Annotated in this window: 22 protein-coding genes; 7 read left to right on the forward strand and 15 right to left on the reverse strand. The window is 65.2% G+C overall.

The features are described 5' to 3' along the window. Positions 1 to 84: 84 nt before the first annotated feature. From FXB41_RS16340 to FXB41_RS16355, 4 genes are all read left to right on the forward strand, one after another. On the forward strand, positions 85 to 885 hold the full coding sequence (locus FXB41_RS16340; protein ID WP_219682470.1) for an IclR family transcriptional regulator: 801 nt from the start codon (positions 85 to 87) through the stop codon (positions 883 to 885). An 81-nt stretch (positions 886 to 966) separates the two neighbouring features. Further along, complete coding sequence (locus FXB41_RS16345; RefSeq protein WP_219682471.1) at positions 967 to 2,262, forward strand: O-acetylhomoserine aminocarboxypropyltransferase; 1,296 nt, start codon at positions 967 to 969, stop codon at positions 2,260 to 2,262. A 4-nt stretch (positions 2,263 to 2,266) separates the two neighbouring features. After that, positions 2,267 to 3,049, forward strand: coding sequence for an alpha/beta fold hydrolase (locus FXB41_RS16350; protein ID WP_219682472.1), 783 nt, complete (start codon positions 2,267 to 2,269; stop codon positions 3,047 to 3,049). 68 nt (positions 3,050 to 3,117) lie between these two features. Further along, complete coding sequence (locus FXB41_RS16355) at positions 3,118 to 3,621, forward strand: DUF6496 domain-containing protein (RefSeq protein WP_007597601.1); 504 nt, start codon at positions 3,118 to 3,120, stop codon at positions 3,619 to 3,621. Between the two features lie 11 nt (positions 3,622 to 3,632). Here FXB41_RS16355 and FXB41_RS16360 read toward each other — a convergent pair whose 3' ends face one another. The 11 genes from FXB41_RS16360 to phnG form a co-directional block, all read right to left on the reverse strand. Further along, entirely contained in the window at positions 3,633 to 4,586 is a 954-nt protein-coding gene (locus FXB41_RS16360; protein ID WP_007597603.1) for an aliphatic sulfonate ABC transporter substrate-binding protein, read from the reverse strand. Positions 4,587 to 4,607: 21 nt separating this feature from the next. After that, complete coding sequence (locus FXB41_RS16365; protein ID WP_007597604.1) at positions 4,608 to 4,829, reverse strand: hypothetical protein; 222 nt, start codon at positions 4,827 to 4,829, stop codon at positions 4,608 to 4,610. Positions 4,830 to 5,309: 480 nt separating this feature from the next. After that, a complete protein-coding gene (locus FXB41_RS16370) occupies positions 5,310 to 5,921 on the reverse strand; it encodes a pyridoxamine 5'-phosphate oxidase family protein (protein ID WP_219682473.1) in 612 nt (203 codons plus the stop codon). 22 nt (positions 5,922 to 5,943) lie between these two features. Continuing rightward, positions 5,944 to 6,540 (reverse strand): phosphonate metabolism protein/1,5-bisphosphokinase (PRPP-forming) PhnN, encoded by a 597-nt coding sequence (gene phnN / locus FXB41_RS16375; protein ID WP_219682474.1) that lies wholly within the window; start codon positions 6,538 to 6,540, stop codon positions 5,944 to 5,946. Further along, positions 6,537 to 7,691, reverse strand: coding sequence for an alpha-D-ribose 1-methylphosphonate 5-triphosphate diphosphatase (locus FXB41_RS16380; protein ID WP_007597607.1), 1,155 nt, complete (start codon positions 7,689 to 7,691; stop codon positions 6,537 to 6,539). Before FXB41_RS16380 ends, phnN begins: the two co-directional genes overlap by 4 nt. Before the next feature lie 11 nt (positions 7,692 to 7,702). Further along, positions 7,703 to 8,401, reverse strand: a complete 699-nt coding sequence (gene phnL / locus FXB41_RS16385; RefSeq protein WP_007597608.1) for a phosphonate C-P lyase system protein PhnL — start codon at positions 8,399 to 8,401, stop codon at positions 7,703 to 7,705. A 22-nt stretch (positions 8,402 to 8,423) separates the two neighbouring features. Next, the gene (phnK, locus tag FXB41_RS16390) at positions 8,424 to 9,221 is read right to left on the reverse strand and encodes a phosphonate C-P lyase system protein PhnK (RefSeq protein ID WP_007615531.1); all 798 of its coding nucleotides are present in this window, start codon (positions 9,219 to 9,221) and stop codon (positions 8,424 to 8,426) included. After that, positions 9,214 to 10,110 (reverse strand): alpha-D-ribose 1-methylphosphonate 5-phosphate C-P-lyase PhnJ, encoded by an 897-nt coding sequence (locus FXB41_RS16395; RefSeq protein ID WP_219682475.1) that lies wholly within the window; start codon positions 10,108 to 10,110, stop codon positions 9,214 to 9,216. The genes phnK and FXB41_RS16395 overlap by 8 nt, the downstream gene beginning before the upstream one ends. Next, on the reverse strand, positions 10,107 to 11,210 hold the full coding sequence (locus FXB41_RS16400) for a carbon-phosphorus lyase complex subunit (RefSeq protein ID WP_219682476.1): 1,104 nt from the start codon (positions 11,208 to 11,210) through the stop codon (positions 10,107 to 10,109). Before FXB41_RS16400 ends, FXB41_RS16395 begins: the two co-directional genes overlap by 4 nt. 2 nt (positions 11,211 to 11,212) lie before the next feature. Then, entirely contained in the window at positions 11,213 to 11,821 is a 609-nt protein-coding gene (gene phnH, locus FXB41_RS16405) for a phosphonate C-P lyase system protein PhnH (protein WP_219682477.1), read from the reverse strand. Positions 11,822 to 11,825: 4 nt separating this feature from the next. Next, positions 11,826 to 12,239, reverse strand: coding sequence for a phosphonate C-P lyase system protein PhnG (phnG, locus tag FXB41_RS16410; protein ID WP_219682478.1), 414 nt, complete (start codon positions 12,237 to 12,239; stop codon positions 11,826 to 11,828). A gap of 170 nt (positions 12,240 to 12,409) precedes the next feature. Between phnG and phnF the strand changes: the two genes are divergently transcribed. After that, entirely contained in the window at positions 12,410 to 13,141 is a 732-nt protein-coding gene (phnF, locus tag FXB41_RS16415) for a phosphonate metabolism transcriptional regulator PhnF (protein WP_035993736.1), read from the forward strand. 109 nt (positions 13,142 to 13,250) lie between these two features. On the opposite strand, the gene phnE (FXB41_RS16420) is transcribed toward phnF, so the two are convergent. From phnE (FXB41_RS16420) to phnC, 4 genes are all read right to left on the reverse strand, one after another. Next, positions 13,251 to 14,099 carry a phosphonate ABC transporter, permease protein PhnE gene (gene phnE, locus FXB41_RS16420; protein ID WP_219682479.1) on the reverse strand — a complete coding sequence of 283 codons (849 nt, stop codon included), beginning with the start codon at positions 14,097 to 14,099 and terminating at the stop codon, positions 13,251 to 13,253. After that, positions 14,096 to 14,980 carry a phosphonate ABC transporter, permease protein PhnE gene (phnE, locus tag FXB41_RS16425; protein WP_219682480.1) on the reverse strand — a complete coding sequence of 295 codons (885 nt, stop codon included), beginning with the start codon at positions 14,978 to 14,980 and terminating at the stop codon, positions 14,096 to 14,098. Before phnE (FXB41_RS16425) ends, phnE (FXB41_RS16420) begins: the two co-directional genes overlap by 4 nt. Positions 14,981 to 15,056: 76 nt before the next feature. Then, positions 15,057 to 15,992, reverse strand: a complete 936-nt coding sequence (gene phnD / locus FXB41_RS16430; RefSeq protein ID WP_219682481.1) for a phosphonate ABC transporter substrate-binding protein — start codon at positions 15,990 to 15,992, stop codon at positions 15,057 to 15,059. Between the two features lie 63 nt (positions 15,993 to 16,055). Continuing rightward, positions 16,056 to 16,865 (reverse strand): phosphonate ABC transporter ATP-binding protein, encoded by an 810-nt coding sequence (gene phnC, locus FXB41_RS16435; RefSeq protein ID WP_007597623.1) that lies wholly within the window; start codon positions 16,863 to 16,865, stop codon positions 16,056 to 16,058. Positions 16,866 to 17,048: 183 nt separating this feature from the next. Here phnC and FXB41_RS16440 point away from each other — a divergent pair, with 183 nt between their 5' ends. Further along, positions 17,049 to 17,708: an LbetaH domain-containing protein gene (locus FXB41_RS16440; protein ID WP_219682482.1), complete on the forward strand. Its 660-nt coding sequence runs from the start codon at positions 17,049 to 17,051 to the stop codon at positions 17,706 to 17,708. After that, positions 17,705 to 18,898, forward strand: a complete 1,194-nt coding sequence (locus FXB41_RS16445) for an alpha-D-ribose 1-methylphosphonate 5-triphosphate diphosphatase (protein ID WP_219682483.1) — start codon at positions 17,705 to 17,707, stop codon at positions 18,896 to 18,898. The genes FXB41_RS16440 and FXB41_RS16445 overlap by 4 nt, the downstream gene beginning before the upstream one ends. Positions 18,899 to 18,901: the final 3 nt, after the last annotated feature.

Raw genomic sequence — 18,901 nt, forward strand, 5'->3', positions numbered from 1 at the left:
TCGTACACGGCATCTCGATTCGGAGCGCAATCTCCAGATGCGCGCTTTACCTGTCGAGTGAATTGTGGCGTTCTTGTCCATATTATGGACAAGACCGCTTCCGCGAAATCCACCCGCCGCATCACCGAACCGCGACAGGGTGCGCAGGCGATCCGCCGCGCGCTCGCGGTGCTGCGCATTCTTGCCGCCGGCCGCGAGGACGGCGTGCCGCTGGCAGAGGTGGTGCGGGCGACCGGCCTCACCCGCCCGACCGTGCACCGCATCGTCCACGTGCTGATCGAGGAAGGTATCGTCGAACGGCATGACAAAACCGGCCGCTACGCGATCGGCAACCAGGTGCCGGAGCTTGCGCTCGCACGGGCTCGGCCGTCGCGGCTGCTGATCGCCGCCAATCCGTCGCTGCAACGTGCGTCGACCGAGATCGGCGACACGCTGTTCCTGACGGTGCGGACCGGCAACGACACGCTGTGCGTCGACCGCAGGATCGGTGTCTATCCGATCCAGGTGCTGTCGATCGAGGTCGGCGCGCGCCGACCGCTCGGCGTCTCCAGCGCGGGCGTTGCCATCCTCGCCGCGATGCCGGCCCAGGACGCGCGGAAAATCGTCGCTGCCAATGAGAAGAGACTGGAGGCCTACCGGACCGATGTTGCGACGGTGCTGGGCCAGGTCACCGCCGCAAGACGGCTGGGATATGGCATGAGAGAGATTGGTCTCGTGCAGGGCACGAAATCGATCTCCACCTGGATCAAGACCCCGGACGGCCGCCCCGCCGCCGCGATGACCGTCTCCGCCGTTCGGACGAGGCTCGGCCCGCGCCGCGAGCAGGAGGTCGCAGAGATCCTGCTGCGGGAGGCGCGGATCATCGAGCAGGCGATCCGGGGTTAGGCAACCCTGTCAATGGGCTGACGTAGCGCGCATTTTTGTGGCACAAGGGCCGCCTCCGCCGACCGAGCAACGAGGCCACGCATGCCCGCGCCAAAACCGCCCGCCTTCGAGACCCTGAGCCTGCATGCGGGACAGCATCCGGATCCCGCGACCGGCGCCCGCGCGGTGCCGATCTACCAGACCACGTCCTACGTGTTCCAGGACTCCGATCACGCCGCCGCGCTGTTCAACCTCGAGCGCGCCGGCCACATCTATACGCGCATCTCCAATCCGACCACCGGCGTGCTCGAGGAACGGCTTGCGGCGCTGGAGGGCGGCGTCGGCGCGATCTGCACAGCGAGCGGCATGGCGGCGCTGCATCTGGCGATCGCGACGCTTCTGAACGCCGGCGACCATATCGTCGCATCGAGCTCGCTCTATGGCGGCACCATCAACCTGCTCGCGCACACGCTGCCGCGCTTCGGCATCACCACAACGTTCGTGAAACCGCGCGATCTCGATGCGTTCCGCGCGGCGATCAAGCCGAACACGAAGCTGGTGATCGGTGAGACCATCGGCAATCCCGGGCTCGAGGTGCTGGACATTCCGAAGGTCGCGCAGATCGCGCATGACGCGAAGATTCCGCTGCTGATCGACAACACCTTTGCCACGCCCTATCTCAGCCGTCCGATCGAACTCGGGGCCGACATCGTCATGCATTCGGCGACCAAATGGATCGGCGGCCACGGCATCGCGATCGGCGGCGCCATCGTCGACGGCGGCCGGTTTGATTGGCGCTCATCCGGAAGATTCGGCGTGCTGACTGAACCCTATGGCGGTTATCACGGCATCGTCTTCGACGAGCAGTTCGGCACCGCGGCCTTCATCATGCGTGCGCGCACCGAAGGCCTGCGCGATTTCGGCGCTTGTCTATCCCCGACCAACGCGTTCCAGCTGTTGCAGGGCGTGGAGACACTCGGGGTGCGCATGGACCGCCATATGCAAAACACGCACCTCGTGCTGGAAGCACTGAAGTCCAACAAGGCCGTGGATTGGGTGCTGCATCCCTCGCTGGAAGATCACGCGGACTACCAGCTGGCAAAACAGTTGCTGCCGCGCGGCGCCGGCTCGATTGTCTCCTTCGGCATCAAGGGCGGGCGGCCCGCGGGCCGCAAGTTCATCGAGCAGCTGCGCATGATCAGCCATCTCGCCAATGTCGGCGATGCCAAGACGCTGGTGATCCACCCTGCCTCGACCACGCATCAGCAGATGGACGCCGAACAACTTAAGTCCTCCGGCATCGGCGAGGAGCTGGTGCGGCTCTCGGTCGGCATCGAGACCGCAAGCGATATCATCGACGATCTCGCGCAGGCGCTGCGCATCTCGCAAAAGGTCTGACACCATGAAGCTCTCCGTCAACGGCGCCGAGGTGCTGGTCGCAACCGGCGGCCGCGACTTCGACAAGGCCCTGCCCGCGGTCGTCTTCCTCCACGGCGCCGGCTTCGACCATTCGACCTGGGCGCTGCACACGCGCTGGTTCGCCCATCACGGCTTTGGCGTGCTGGCGCCTGATCTGCCCGGCCACGGCCGTTCTCCCGGACCGTCGCTCGCAAGCATCGCCGAAATGGCCGACTGGACGGCGGCGCTGCTCGATGCGGCCGGAGTGACGAAAGCGCATCTGATCGGCCATTCCATGGGCTCGCTGATCTCGCTGGAGACGGCCGCACGTCACCCCGACAAGGTGTCCGCGCTCAGCCTGATCGGCACGGCCGCGACCATGACGGTCGGCCCGGATCTGCTGATGGCGGCCGAAGCCAATTCGCAGGATGCGAACGACATGGTCTCGATCTGGGGGCTCGGCTTCAACGCCGAGCTCGGCGGCAGCCTCGCACCGGGCCTGTGGATGCATGGCGGCGCGCAGGCCGTGTTGAAACACTGCGAGCCGGGCGTGCTGTTCCGGGATTTGTCGGCCTGCAATGCTTACGCGAATGCGCTTCAGGCAGCCGCGAGCGTGAAGGTGCCCACGACGCTCATCCTTGGCGAACGGGACATGATGACGCCGGTGAAGGCCGGCAGGGCGCTCGCCGCGGCGATCCCGCATGCGAAGACCGTCATCGTGCCCGGCGCCGGCCACATGATCATGGCCGAACGCCCGGATGAATTGCTGGCGGCGCTACGGAACTGACAGGATCAATCGTCCATCTTGCGCGTTGCGGTCAGACATCCCTGTGAATTCCAGAGGGAACCGGACCCATGCCAAGACAGCAAGTCGTTCGCAAAGCCAGGCAAGACAAGCGTGCCGGTAAATCGGCAAGCACGCAGGCCGGCGAATTCGTCAAGGACCAGATCGACAAGATCCGCAAGGGCAAGCATGGTGCGCGCTCGACGAAACAGGCCATCGCCATCGGTCTGTCCGAGGCGCGCCGCGCCGGCGTCGATCTTCCGCCGCCGCGCAAGGGACGCGTCAAGAAGGCGACGCGACGCAGCGCCAAATATGCCTATGAGGTCGGTCAGGGCAAGCGCACCGCGAAGCGCCGGCCGCGCGTGTCGCGGGCCGTCGAAAAGGTTTTGAAGAAGGAGCCGCGCTCGACCGCATCGCGCAGCGCACTGTCGAAACAGGGCAAGCGCGCCGCGAGCCAGCGATCCGCCGCGTCGCGTTCAGCCACCGCGCGCAAGGCGAGCCGCACCAAGGGCGCCAAGGCCCGCTCCGCCGCCGCAAAGAAGGCGGCACGCACCAGGGCGCGCCGCCGGAGTTAAGTCTGGTCCCCTCAGGAGCCCGGCGTCCACTTCCAGACGATGTCGGACACGTTGACTGGCTTCGGGATCAGGCCCAGTTTTGCAAAACGGTCGGCGACGGCCTGCTGGCTCTTGGTCACCTCTGCATCCAGCGGCACCACGCGATAGGTGGAGCGGTTGACGAAGCGGCTGACAGCTTCGATGTCGACGCCGGTCGCCTCGGACTGAGCCTTTGCTACCTCCTCATGGTGAGATTCCGCCCATACGCCTTCGGAGGCGAAGCTCGCGTTGAGCTTTGCCACCAGCGAAGGATACTTCTCTACGAAGTCCGTCCCGGCGATGTAGAAAGCGTTCGGCTTGTGGACATCCCTGTCGAAGGCGATGACTCGGGCGCTTTCCTTCAATTCAGCAAGCGCCAGATATGGATCCCAGATCGACCAGGCATCGACCGAGCCCTTCATGAAGGCGGCTGTCGCATCAGCCGGGGCGAGCGGTGCCGGCGTGATGTCGGACCAGGCGAGACCGGCCTTCTCGAGCGACGCGACCAGGAGGTTGTGCGCACTCGATCCCTTGGCGAAGGCAACGCGCTTGCCCTTGAGGTCTGCGAGCGATTTGATCGGTGAATTCTTCGGCACGATGATCGCCTGAGTGTCGCCGTCCGACTTCACCGCCGCAACATAGCGGATCCTGGCGCCGCCGGCTTGCGCGAAGATCGGTGGGGTATCGCCGACGAACCCGAAATCGACGCTGCCGACATTGATGGCCTCCAGCAGCGGCGGACCAAACTGGAAGTCGATCCATTTGACCTCGATGCCGAGCGGCTTGAAGGCGCTTTCGAGCGTCTGGCGCTGGCGAACCGCGGGGAAGAAGCCGCCCTTCTGCGTACCGATGCGGATTTCCGCCGGCTTGTCCTCCGCGCGCGCAGGTGGGGCCAAGGCCGTCGCGAGCAGCAGGCTGGTTGCGAGGATGTATCGTCGGGTCATCATCATGTGGTCCTTTCGGTGGTTTCAGCTGGCAAAGAAGCGAGAATTCGCGCGCCGGCTCCGTTCGGAGAACACGGCACGGGCGGCACGCTCGGCCTCGCGCGCCGAGCGGAACTGCCTGCCTTCGAGGCTGTCGAACAGACGCTCGGAGGAGAAGAAGCGGAAGCCGCGCGTATCCTTCGTGACGATGCCGGCGGCGCGGTCGTGGATCTCGATGATGTAAGCGTTCGATTGAGTTCGGGACATGACTGCTCGTTCGCCGGGATCTCGGCGTTCCTGTCTCGGGATTTGCTGGGTGAGGTGCTGCTAGAAGACGGCGGTCAGCAACAACAGGCGCCGGTGGCCGCCGAGAAACAGCGCCGCGTCATGCACACATGCATGTCGTCCCTATTGCGCTGCTGATCGGTTCTCATATCGCGGCTTCGGCTCGAGGAGCAGTTTCGATGCCTCGACTATCGAGTGTTTGGCGCGATCGGTCAATGAAACGGCTATCCATAATTACCACCGGCGCGCATCGGCACTTCTCCGGGCGCGAGCGCAGGCAATCGAATTTATCTCGCGATGAGTTCTTTCCTTCTCCCCTTGCGGCAGAAGGTGGCGCGAAGCGCCGGATGAGGGGTTGCCTCAGCGAATCCTGAAGAGAGTCGCGCGCGGAGAGAACCCCTCACCCGTCTCGCCGCTGTCGCGGCGAGCCACCCTCTCCCGCAGGGGGAGAGGGAAGAGAGCTCACCACATCGTCGCCGCGGCCCGCTCGGGCCAGGCGCGATCATATTCCGCGCCGCCGACCTTGTTCTCACTCATCTCGGCGAGGATCTGGCCGGGTGTCGGCAGCGTCTTGGGGTCGATGCGCTTGTCGGGATTCCAGAGATCGGAGCGGACGATGGCGCGGGCGCACTGGAAGTAGATTTCGTCGACATTCATCACCATCACACTGCGCGGCGCCTTGCCTTCGACCTTGAATGAGGCGAGCAGTTCGGGATCGATGGAGAGATACGCCCGGCCATTGGCGCGAACCGCATTGCCGGAGCCGGGGATCAGGAACATCAGGGACACCCTGGGATCGCGCACGATGTTGCGCAGGGAATCGACCCGGTTGTTGCCGCGTCGATCCGGCAGCATCAGCGTCTTCGGGTCATGAATGCGGACGAAGCCGGAGAGATCGCCGCGCGGCGAGCAGTCGATCCCCTCGGGTCCGATGGTGGCGAGCGCGGCGAAGGGGGCCTTTTCGATGAAGACGCGATAGAGCGGGGTGACGTGGTCGGCGACTTTCACGGTCGAGGCGTCGTTGGTGACGCCGTAGATGGCCTCCAGCTGCTCGACCGTTTCGATCACCGACATTCCAGTCTCCTTGTTGTGCCGGCTATTCGTGCCAGCCTTGATTCCTGATCACGCGCAGAAGCTGGCGGCCATGATACTCCGCGCTGCCCGCGTTGAGAATGGTGACGTCGGCCTGCGCCGATGCGTCGCCGACGCTGCGCGTCAGCCGGTCCGCGATATTGCCGTCGCTGTCCCGGGCGCGGGCGGCAAGCCGCTGCGCCAGCACACCCGGTGGCGCCGTGATCGCGACCACCACGACGTTTGCATAGGTCTGGCGTAGCGCGCCGATCACCGTGCGCGAAACATTGGCCACGACGGCGCGTCCGGCACGAATATCATCGTTGAGGTCGAGCGGCAGCGCGTAGCAATGCCCATGCGCTTCCCAATGCACGGCGAAATCCCCACGCTCGAGCGCGCGCCGGAATTCGTCAGGGCTCACCGCGACATTGTCTTCGTCGGCTGAGGATTCGCGCGTCACGACACGGCGCGGAAAGACGATGTCGTGATCCTCGATGCATGCTGCCCGCGCCAGCCGCAGCAGCGTGTCCTTGCCGGCACCGCTGGGGCCGACCACGAGCACGAGCCGGCCAGGGCCGATCGCATCCGTCTCGTCCTCCGCCACGGTCGCGGCCTCGCTCATGCGACGCGGCTCCCCTCGCGCCAGACGCTGCGGACCGCGGGGACGCTGCCCGCAACATGCACGCGGATCAAATCGGCACGCTTGCCGACCGCGATCTCGCCGCGGTCGGACAGGCCGACTGCCTCGGCGGGCGCCTTCGTCACCGTGCGGATCGCCGCCGCAAGACTGATGGCAGGCACATGCTCCGGCAAATGTAGCGCGGCCATCAGAAGGCTCGAGGGAATGTAGTCCGACGACAGGATGTCGAGCAGGCCTTCGCGAGCGAGATCGACCGCGGCGATGTTGCCGGAATGCGAGCCGCCGCGCACGACGTTCGGCGCGCCCATCAGGATGTCGATGCCGGCCTCGTGCAGGCCGCGCGCGGCCTCCAGCGTGGTCGGAAATTCTGCGACCGAAACGCCATCGCGCACGGCGTCCACGACGTTCTCCTCGGTGGTATCGTCATGGCTCGCCAGCGGGATCTTGTACTTGTGTGCCAGCGCCACGATCTCGCGCATGTTGGTCGCCGCATAGGCCTTCTGATATTCGAAGCGCTTCGCGAACAGCTGGTCGAGCTCGGCATCGGTCTTGCCGCCGCCCTTGCCGCGATAATAGTCGCGCAGCTTGCCTTCGTCGCGGAACTGGCGCTGGCCGGGGGTGTGGTCCATCAGCGACATCAGCCGCACGTCGGGACGGTCGATCAGCTCCATGGCCTCCTCGACCACGCTCGGCATCGGGATTTCGCAGCGCAGATGCAGGAAGTGATCGGCACGCAGCAAATTGGCATCGCGTGCGGTGGTGATCGCGGCGGCGAGCGTGCCGGCGCGTCCGTCGACTTCCTCGGCGCCATCCTCGCGCCAGACCCGGAGCGAGTCGAACACCGTGGTGATGCCCGATGTCGCGAGCTGGCCGTCATAGGAGACGACGGCGGCGACCGGATTCCAGAACACTTTTGGCCGCGGCACGTAATGCGCCTCGAGGTGATCGGTGTGGAGCTCGATCAGGCCGGGCATGATCAGATCGCCGGCGGCATCCTCGGCCCCGGCGGGCGCCCTGCCCTCACCGATTTCGGCAATGCGTCCATCGGCGAGAGCAAGCCAGCCCTGCTCGATCACCCGCTCCGCCAGCACGATCCTGGCGTTGGCGATCACGATGTCCTTCTTGGCGTTCATATCCATTTCCTTCAGGCCGCGGCGGCGAAGCTGGTGACGTCGACGATGCGGTCGGCAATCTGATGACGGATTTCGTCGTCATGGACAATGGCGACCATGGCGACGCCCTGGCGTTTCTTTTCGGCGACCAGCTCGACCACGACGGCGCGGTTGGCGGCATCCAGCGAGGCGGTAGGCTCGTCCAGCAGCAGGATCGGCAGATCCGAGATGAAGCCGCGCGCGATGTTGACGCGCTGCTGCTCGCCGCCGGAGAAGGTCGCGGGCGGAAGCTGCCAGAGCCGCTCGGGGATATTGAGCCGATGCAACAACTCGCCCGCGCGCGTCTGTGCGTCGACACGAGCCAGGCCGTTGACGATCAGCGGCTCGGCGACCACGTCGACAGTGGCGACGCGTGGCACCGCGCGCAGGAACTGGCTGACATAGCCGATGGTCGCGCGGCGAATGTTGAGGACCTGTCGCGGCTCGGCAGTGGCAAGATCGACCAGCGCGCCGCGATGGCGGATGCCGATGCGGCCGGAGTCGCAGCGGTAGTTACCGAAGATCATCTTCAGGATCGACGATTTTCCGGCGCCTGATGGCCCCGACAGCACGACGCATTCGCCAGGATTGACGTGGAAGGTCACGCCGCTGACGACTGGCAATTCGATGCCGCCCTGCAGGTGCATCGTAAAGGTCTTGTTGGTGTTGGCGACGTCAATCATGGCGATCATTGAAAAACTCTTCCGGGAAGGCTCATGGCGGCAGAATCGAGGAGACGAGGAGCTGGGTGTAGGGCTCGCGGGGATCGTCGAGCACCTGGTCGGTGAGGCCGGTCTCGATGACGCGGCCGCCCTTCATCACCATCACGCGATGCGACAGCAGGCGCGCGACCGCGAGATCATGGGTGACGATGATGACCGCGAGGTGCAGCTCGGCGACGAGACTGCGCACGAGGTCGAGCAGGCGGGCCTGGACGGAAACGTCGAGGCCGCCAGTCGGCTCGTCCATGAACACCAGCCGCGGCTCGGTGACGAGGTTGCGGGCAATCTGGAGGCGCTGGCGCATGCCGCCGGAATAGGTGCGCGGCGCATCGTCGATGCGTGCGATGTCGATCTCGACGCGGGTCAGCCAGTCCGACGCGGTATCACGGATGCGGCCGTAATGATTCCAGCCCACTGCCATCAGCCGCTCGCCGACATTGGCGCCGGCCGAGACCGCCATGCGCAGACCCTGCGCGGGATCCTGGTGGACGAAACCCCAATCGGTGCGAAACAGAAACCGCCGCTCGGCTTCGCCCAGCGTGGCAAGATCGCGGGCGACGCCGTCGCGCATCCGGTAGGACACCTGGCCGCCGCTGGCCGCGAGCTGACCTGACAGGAGCTGAAGCAGCGTCGATTTGCCCGAGCCGGATTCGCCGACGATCGCCAGCACCTCGCCGGGATAGAGCGCAAAGGACACGTCGCGGCATGCGGCGATCCGGCCGTAGGACTTGCTGAGGGATTTTGCGACCAGCAGCGGCTCGTCGTTTTCGAGCATGTCTTGATCAGCCATTCGGTGCCTCCTGCGCCTTCTCCTTGTACGGCGCGGCGCTGAGGCTGCCGTGGTGGCCGGCGGCCTGGCGGCCCTCGCAATAATCGGTGTCGGAGCAGACGAACATGCGGCCGCCCTTGTCGTCGGTGACGATCTCGTCGAGATAGGAATTTTCCGCGGCGCATAGCGCGCAAGGCGCATTAAAGCGATACGGCTCGAAGGGATGGTCTTCGAAGTCGAGCGACACGACTTGCGTATAGGGCGGGATCGCGTAGATGCGCTTTTCGCGGCCGGCGCCGAACAATTGCAGCGCCGGGCAATTGTCCATCTTGGGATTATCGAATTTCGGCGTCGGCGAGGGGTCCATCACGTAGCGCGCATTGACCTTCACCGGATAGGCGTAAGCCGTCGCGATGTGGCCGAAGCGGGCGATGTCCTCGTAGAGCTTGACATGCATCAGGCCGTATTCGGCGAGCGCATGCATGCGCCGCGTCTCCGTCTCGCGCGGCTCGAGGAAACGTAAAGGCTCGGGGATCGGCACCTGATAGACCAGCACCTGATTTGCGTGCAGCGACGTCTCCGGGATGCGGTGACGGGTCTGGATCACGGTCGCATCTTCAGTCGCCGTCGTCGTGGCGACGCCGGCGGTCTTGGCGAAGAATTTGCGGATCGAGATCGCGTTGGTGGTGTCGTCAGACCCCTGGTCGATCACCTTCAGCACGTCCTGTGGCCCGAGGATCGCAGCGGTGACCTGGACGCCGCCGGTGCCCCAGCCATAGGGCATCGGCATTTCACGGCTGGCGAACGGCACCTGATAGCCGGGGATCGCGATCGCCTTGAGGATCGCCCGGCGGATCATCCGCTTGGTCTGTTCGTCGAGATAGGCGAAATTGTAGGCCGGCGCGTTCATTCCGCGGCCTCCTTCATTGCGTCGGGCGCATTGGCATCAGCGAATTCCTTGCGCAGCTTGCGCAACAGGCCGAGCTCGGACTGGAAGTCGACGTAATGCGGCAGCTTCAGGTGCTCGACGAAGCCGGTCGCCTGGACGTTGTCCGAATGCGACATCACGAATTCTTCGTCTTGCGCGGGTGCGAGTGCCTCTTCGCCGAGTTCGCGCGCGCGCAACGCGCGGTCGACCAGCGCCATCGACATGGTCTTGCGCTCGCTCTGGCCAAAGGCGAGGCCATAGCCGCGGGTGAAGCACGGCGCTTCGGTCGCGGAGCCCTTGAATTGATTGACCATCTGGCACTCGGTGAGTTCGATCGAACCGAGCGGCACGGCGAAGCCGACGTCTTCCGCCGAAAATTCGACTTCGACCTCGCCGAAGCGGATCTCGCCGGCGAAGGGGTGGTTGCGGCCGTAGCCGCGCTGGGTGGAATAGCCCATCGCGAGCAAGAAGCCTTCGTCGCCACGCGCGAGGTTTTGCAGGCGCAGGTCACGATCGGCAGGAAAATTCAGCGGCTCGCGGGTGAGATCGCCGACGCTGGCGCCCTCTTCGGCCTGCGGGGAGGGCTCGATCAGGCCGTCGCGGCCGAGAATATCCGTCACCCGCGGCGTGGGCACTGTCGATGCTTCGGCCGTCGCCGGCGCTTCCGGTACGAAGCCTTCGGCGAGCGAGGGATCGAGCAGGCGGTGGGTATAATCGAAGGTGGGGCCAAGGATCTGGCCGCCGGGAATGTCCTTGAAGGTCGAGGACACCCGCCGCTGCACCCGCATCGCGCCCGTCTCGACCGGCTCGCTGGCGCCAAAGCGCGGCAGCGTGGCGCGGAAGGCGCGGATCAGGAAGATCGCCTCGATCAAATCGCCGCGCGCCTGCTTGATCGCGAGCGCCGCGAGCTCGCGGTCATAGAGCGAGCCTTCGCTCATGACGCGGTCCACGGCGAGGCCAAGCTGCTCCGAAATCTGGTCGAGGGAAATTTCCGGCACGCTTTGATCGCCGCGCCGCGCACTGGCGAGCAGGCGATGGGCGTTCTCGATGGCGCGTTCGCCGCCTTTGACTGCGACATACATGCTTAGCTTCCCTTGCTCACGACGCGCGTGGTGCGCGGGACCGCAACCACGGCATCATCCGCGACCAGGACCACATCGATGCCGCGCGGAAACAGCGCTTCGTTAATACGAAGTCGCTCGAACAGGTCGAACGGCTTGATCGAGGCCTTGAGCGTCGCGACGCCGTCGATGCCGGGACCGCGCAGCTCGAAGCTGCGCCCCGAATGCAGGCTCTCGACCTGAAGGATCAGCGTGGTCGACCGGTCCGGATATTCGCTGGTGCCGAGCGCGAAGCGCTCGAGCGAAGGCAGCGCCCCGCCTTCGCTGATCAGCGCGAAGCTGACGATCGAGGAATCCTGCACCACCGGCGCGCCCGTGTGGAACTTCAGCCATTTTGTCACGTCGGTGCTTTCCGACATGCGCGCATCGAGCCAGAGCGGCGTGTCGTGATCGAACAGCGTCAGCGCGATCGCGGCCGTGCCGCGCATCATCACATGAGGCGCGCCTGATGTCGGCACGATGCGCTGGACCGACCCCGGCCGCGCCATCGCGTCCATGACCGAGCGAAAGGTCGATTGCGCCGACAACACCTTGTCGACGAACCCCGGCGGCAGTTCCGCAATCGTGGTCATGATCTCACCCCTCACCGCGCACCATGGTGTAGAAATCAACTTTCGTCGCGGCGGTCTCGGCCGCAGCCTGTTTACGCCTGACCATCAGCTGCACGCGCAACGGCGCGATGATGTCCCGCTCCACCGCGCCACTGAAATCGCTGGACTGCACCAGCGCATCGCACAGCGCAATCAGCCGCGCCTTCTCACCGTCGCGACCGAGCGTGTAACCGAAACCGACCTCGCCGCTCGCAAGCCGCACCGCAGCCCGCGACACCGTCGCTTCGCCGAGATTGAATGGCGCACCGTCGCCGCCGACCCGGCCGCGCAGCATGACGAGGCCGTTTTCCGGCGCGCGCAGATCCTGATGCGCCGGCAAAGCGAGAGCGCGGAGGCGAGCGGCGATCTCGCCCGCCTCCGCGTGCGCCAGCACGGCCATTGCGGCCTTGCGCTGGGCTTGCTGATTGTTGTGTTGGGTCACCAGATCTACCGAAACTTTCTGCAGAACTTGCCGAATCCAAGTTGTCTATGATACTAGACAACTTCATACGGGAGCGCCATGACTGTTTCGTGACAAAGGCGTGATTTCTGGAGTAGCTTCCGAGCCACATGAGCATGCAGGACACAGCCTCCTCCGGCGTGGCGTTGTGGCGCCTCGTTGCCGACGGCATCGAGCGCGGCATCGCCGACGGCCGCTTTGCGGCCGGCGACAAGCTGCCGGGCGAGGTGGAGATCGCCGAAACCTATCGCGTGAACCGCCACACCGTGCGACGCGCGCTGGCCGCGCTTGCCGAGCGCGGCATCGTGCGGGCCGAACGCGGCAGCGGAACCTATGTCGAGGCGCAGAAGCTCGCTTATCCACTGCGCTCGCGGACCCGCTTCTCCGAGATCGTCGGCGCCGACGGCCGCGAACCGCATGGCCGGCTGATCGAGGCGTCCGATGATGTCGCGACCCGCGAACTCGCGCGGGAACTTGGATTGAAGGCCGGCGCACCGTTGGTGCGGATCGAGGCGATGCGCCTCGCCGACCGCACGCCGATCTGCGTCTCCACGACGTGGCTGTCGGCGCAGCTGTTCCCGGGTGCGGGCGACGTCTTTGCTGCCACCCGCTCGATGACGAAACTGCTCGAGCATTACGGCGTCCGCGACTATCGCCGGGGCGCGACCCGGATCACCGCCGGCATCGTCGACGCAACCGACGCCGCCCGGCTCGATCTGGCGCTGGGACGACCGATCCTGGTGGTCGATGCCACCGACCACGATCTCGACGGCAAGCCGCTGGTGACCAAGCATTCGCGCTTTGCCGCGGAGCGGGTGGAATTTCTGGTGGAGAACGGGTGAAGAATCGTAGGGTGGGCAAAGGCGCGCTTGCGCCGTGCCCACCATCTATCCAACGTCGCGATTGAAGTGGTGGGCACGCTTCGCTTTGCCCACCCTACGAAATCGGTGATCAGGCCACCGCCCTTCGCCCAATAATCGCAAACCGCAATTTGCCCGAAACGAAATCGATCGCGGCGACCGCGACCAGGATCATCAGGATCAGGAACGACACTTTCTGCCATTCCAGCACGCGGATCTGCTCGGCGAGCTGGAGGCCGATGCCGCCGGCACCGACGATGCCGATGATGGTAGCCGAACGCGTGTTCGACTCGATGAAATAGAGCACTTGGCCGGCGATCACGGGCAAAACCTGCGGCAGCAGACCGAAGCGGATCTCGTGCAGCGCACTGCCGCCGGAGGCGCGGATGCCCTCGACCTGCTTCTGGTCGGCGCCCTCGATCGCCTCCGAGAACAGTTTTCCAAACGCGCCGAAATCCGACACGGCAATGGCGAGCACGCCGGCAAACGGGCCGAGCCCGACTACGTTGATCCATACCAGCGCCCAGATCAGCGTGTCGACGCCGCGGATCGAATCCAGGAAACGTCGAATCGGGAAGCGCAAAATGCTCGACGGCACGACATTACGGGCGGCAAGAAGACTGACCGGCAGTGCGAACAGCGCGGCGAGCGTCGTGCCGAGCAGCGCGATCGACAGCGTCTCGCCCAGCGCCTTCAGATAGACCGGCAGCGACGAGCCGGGATCCGGCGGGATCATCATCAGGCTGATCCAGCCGAGCTGGTTGAGGCCCGCGACGAACCGCGACGGCGAGAAGTCGAGATCGACGAGGCCGTAAATCAGGATCGCGAGCGCCGCGACGATCATCGCCGGCATGGCGAGCCGCGCCGAGGCCGGCCGGTCGAACACGTCAGGATAGCGCGCGCGAAGCGCCGCGGTATCGATCTCCTGCGGTCCCGTCACGTCCGCGCCTCCTTGCCGAACAGGCGGCCGCGCAGCCAGCCGGTGCTGATGTCGATGATGAAGACCGTGACGATGATGGTGAGCAGGATCGCGCTGACGTCGGAGTAGTAGAACTTGCGGATGGCGACGACGAGCTCCTGGCCGATGCCACCGGCACCGACAAAGCCCATCACGGAGGCCTCGCGGACGTTGATCTCGAAACGCAGCAGCGCGTAGCTGGCATAGCCTGCCGTGACCTGCGGCAGGATGGCGAAGCGCATACAGGAGAGCCAGCTTGCGCCGGTCGAGCGAACGCCTTCGACCGGCTTCATGTCGGCGTTCTCGACGATCTCCGAGAACAGCTTGCCGAGCGCGCCGGTGGAGTGAATCGCAATTGCGAGCACACCCGCCATCGGACCGAGACCGAAGGCGATCACGAAGATCTGCGCAAACACGATGCCGGGCACCGTGCGGGCGAATTCGAGCAGGCGCCGCACCGTGAAACGCAGCCAGGGCGCGGGCGAGGTGTTTTCAGCAGCGAAGAAGTTGAGGCAAAATGCAAAAACCGCGCCGATCAACGTGCCGACATAGGAGATCAGCACGGTCTCGCCCAGCATCTTCAGCCATTTGCGCCAGCCCCACAGCCACTCGCCGACATCGGTCCAGACCCGCTGTCCGTTGTCGAGTGTAAGGATGCGGTCGAAATAGCTGATGAAGTTGCCGTAATGGGTGAACAGCGTGCGCAGATTCACTTCGGCGCCGAACGCGGCCAGACACAGTGCAGCGGCGAAGATCACGGCTCCAAACAGGAGTCGGAGCCGCCTGCGCGCGACCGCCTGGCGATAGGCGGCGTTGAGCACGGCGAGCTGCTGCTCGGGAAGGATCGAAACCGCGACGGTCATCTGATCAGGAAAGGTGGTCGATCAAAGAGAAAGAGCCGGGTCCATCGACCCGGCTCCAGTGGCATCGTCCCGAAACTCAGGACGCCTTCTTCTTACGCAGCGCATCGACGAACTTGATCAGCTCGATCGTGCCATCCCAATCCTTGGTGGTCGCGGGATGGAAACCCTTCTTCTGGCCGTCCTGGAGGCGATCGAAAGCCGCCTTGTCCTTGACCGGCGCGTCGAAGAACGCCTTGGCGATGGCGGCCTTGGCCTCTTCCGGCAGGTCGGAATTGTAGGCATAGGGGCCGTTGATGATGGGCGCCGATTTGTGGATGATGCGGAAATCGTCCTTCTTCATCGCCGAGCCGTCGGCATTCTTCAGCATGCCCTTGGTCAGCATCTGCGCCAGCGTCGAATCGTCATCGCTGGTCCACTGGTTGGCGGCAACGTCGACAGTGCCCTGCGCCAGCGCCAGGATCGCGTTCTCATGGCTGCCGGTGAAGACGACCTTGCTGAAATAGGTGTCGGCATCCGCGATGCCCATCTTGTCGAGCTCGAAGCGCGGCACGTTGTTGCCGGAGGTCGAGTTCGGGTCGACCAGGCCGAGGTTCTTGCCTTTGAGCTGGTCGATGCTCTTGTAGGGGCTGCTCGTCTTGACGAAGAACACCGAGTAGTAGCCGGTCGAGCCGTCGGAATTGATGTCGTTGGCGAAGGCGTCGGTCTTGACGCCGGTCAGGCGGGCGCGGGCGAACGAGGCAGAGCCGTAGCTCGCGATGTGGATGTTGCCGGCGCGCTGGCCTTCGATCACGGCAGCGTAGTCGTTGGCGATGCGCAGCGTGACTTTCACGCCCAGTTCCTTGGAGAGATAGCTCATGAACGGCGCCCAGCGCTCGGTGACGCCCGAGGCGTTTTCCGCCGGAATGACCGCGAAGGTCAGCTCGGGATATTTGGCCTTCCAGTCTTCGGCGGACGCGGAAGCCGTGAACGCGAGCGCGGCGGCGCCGGCAAGAATCAATCTGCGAGTAATCATGATAGCCTCTTCATTGGTTGAGGTCGGTTGACGCAAAACTGGTGAGTCCTGAAGCGGCGCAGCTCAGGCGGCGGCCGCCGTTCCAAGCGCCGGAATGCCCTGTCGCACCGGTGCAGGCGTGCCGCCCATGACATCGGCGGCTTCGAGATCGTAGAGCTCGCGCGCAACGTGCTCGGTCAACTCGGCCGGCGCGCCGTCGAACACCACGCGACCCTGCGCCATGCCGATCAGCCGGTCGCAATAGCTGCGCGCCAGATCGAGCGAATGCAGGTTGCAGAGCACGGTGATGCCGAAATGCTTGTTGATGCGCAGCAGCGCATCCATCACGATCTTGGTGTTGCGCGGGTCGAGCGAGGCGATAGGCTCGTCGGCGAGAATGATGTCGGGCTGCTGCACCAGCGCGCGGGCGATCGCCACGCGCTGCTGCTGGCCGCCGGAGAGCTGATCGGCGCGCTGGGCTGCGAGCGGGGCGATATCGAACTGTTCGAGCGCGGACATCGCCAGCGCCTTGTCCTGCTCGGGCCAGGTCTGCGACAGCGAGCGCCAGGCTGGCATCGTCGCGAGCCGTCCCATCAGGACGTTGGTGAGAACATCGAGCCGGCCGACCAGGTTGAACTGCTGAAAGATCATCGCCGAGCGCGCTCGCCACTGCCGCAGCTCCTTGCCGCGCAACGCGGTGACGTCGAGGCCGTCGAACAGGATGCGACCCTGCGAAGGCGTCGCGAGACGGTTGATGGTCCGCAGCAGGGTCGACTTGCCGGCGCCGGACCGTCCGATCACGCCGACGAAACCGCCGGGAGAGACTTGAAACGAAGCGTCGTCCACCGCGGCTTTCACGCCGAAGCGACACGTCAGACCTTCAACCACCAGCATGCAGGGCTCCAGAGTAGCTGGGACCCACCGCTAACGCCGGCGCTTGACACTTGTGTGACACGGACGTTGCGGTGCGGCGATCCTACACACCTCATCCCCTGTTCATCCCCTGTCACCGCGCCGTCATGACATTGTCATCAAGCCGCTCGAAGAGAAACGCCCGCCCTCTCGTTCGGATGCAACATGGCCGCCAAAGCTCTTTCGGTCCAGCCGACCATCGATCCCTCGGCGAAGCTGCACGACACCAGGCTTGGGGCCTACACCGAGGTCGGCGCGCGCACGATGCTGCACGAAGTGACGATGGGCGAGTACTCCTATGTCGTGAACGACGCCCAGATCACCTACACCACCATCGGAAAATTCTGCTCGATCGCGGCGATGACACGGATCAATCCGGGCAATCACCCGATGAACCGCGCCACGCAGGCGCACTTCACCTATCGGTCGAGCGCCTATTTCGAAGGCGAGAGCGACGACACGGAATTCTTCGACTGGCGGCGCCGGCATCACGTCCATATCGGTCACGACGTCTGGATCGGTCACGGCGCGATCGTGCTGCCGGGTCGCAACATCGGCACCGGCGCGGTGATCGCGGCCGGCGCCATCGTCACCAAGGACGTGCCGGCCTACACCATCGTCGCCGGCAATCCGGCGCGCATCGTGCGCCGGCGGTTCTCGGAAGAGGTTGCGGGGCGGCTTGCGAGGCTCGCCTGGTGGGACTGGGATCACGACAAGTTGCGTGAAGCCCTGCCCGATTTCCGCAAGCTCGGGATTGAGGATTTCCTCTCGACATACGAAGCACGGGCACATTCATCTGCCAGCAAACGAAGCGCGGTCGCGTGACAGACATATTCCTCGAGGGCGGCCGGGCCCTGATCGGCTCCGAGTTCGTCGAAACGTCGCTTCTCGTATCCGGAACGGACATCGCGCAGGTCGATGGCTCTCGCAGCCGAGCACGGCTGGCGATCAACGCGCGCGACCTGCTGGTGCTGCCTGGCATCATCGATCTGCACGGCGATGCCTTCGAGCGACAGATGATGCCGCGTGCCGGAGTCGACTTCCCGATCGATGTGGCGCTCGCCGACAGCGATCGCCAGGCGATCAGCAACGGCATCACCACGGTGTTTCACGCCACGACCTGTTCGTGGGAGCCGGGCCTGCGCAGCGCCGACAATGCGCGCGGCCTGATGGAGGCGATCGAACGGCAGCGCCCGCAGTTTGCCGCCGACACCCGCTTTCACCTGCGCCACGAGACCTACAATCTCGACGCCGAAACCGAGATCAGTCAGTGGCTCAGTGAGGGCCGCGTCGACCTGTTCGCCTTCAACGACCACATGGACGGCACGGTGGGGGACTTGGCCAAGCCCCGCAAACGCAACCGCATGGTGGAGCGCACCGGCCTCTCGGGCGAAGATTTCGACCGGCTGGTCGGACACATAATGTCCCGCGCCGCGGATGTGCCGGCTTCCGTGTCGCGACTCGCCGCGGCGGCGCGCGCCGCCGACGTGCGGATGCTCTCGCATGACGATGCGACGCCGGCGATGCGCCAGAGCTTTCGCGCGATGGGCGTGGCGATCGCGGAGTTTCCGATCAACGAGGAGACGGCGCGGGCGGCAGCAAGCCACGGTGATGCCATCGTCTACGGCGCGCCAAACGTCGTGCGCGGCGGTAGCCACACCGGCTGGACCAAGGCATCCGACATGATCGCCAAAGGGCTCTGCTCGGTGCTGGCCTCGGACTACTACTATCCCGCGCAGCTGCTCGCAGCGTTCCGGCTCGCCGCCGATGGCGTGCTGCCGTTGACCGAGGCCTGGAATCTGGTCTCCGCCGCGCCTGCGCGCGCGACCGGCCTTGCCGATCGCGGCGTACTCGCTGAAGGACGGCGCGCGGACATTCTGCTGGTCGACGACCGCGTGCCGCTGCGGCCGCGGCTGATCGCCGTGATATCAGGCGGCAAGCTCGTACATCTCACCGACGCGACGCGGTTGCTTGGCATGGCAGCTGCCCCGCGCGAAGCTGTCGCCGCGGCATAAACC

Source organism: Bradyrhizobium canariense (genome assembly GCF_019402665.1).
Lineage (GTDB): Bacteria > Pseudomonadota > Alphaproteobacteria > Rhizobiales > Xanthobacteraceae > Bradyrhizobium > Bradyrhizobium canariense.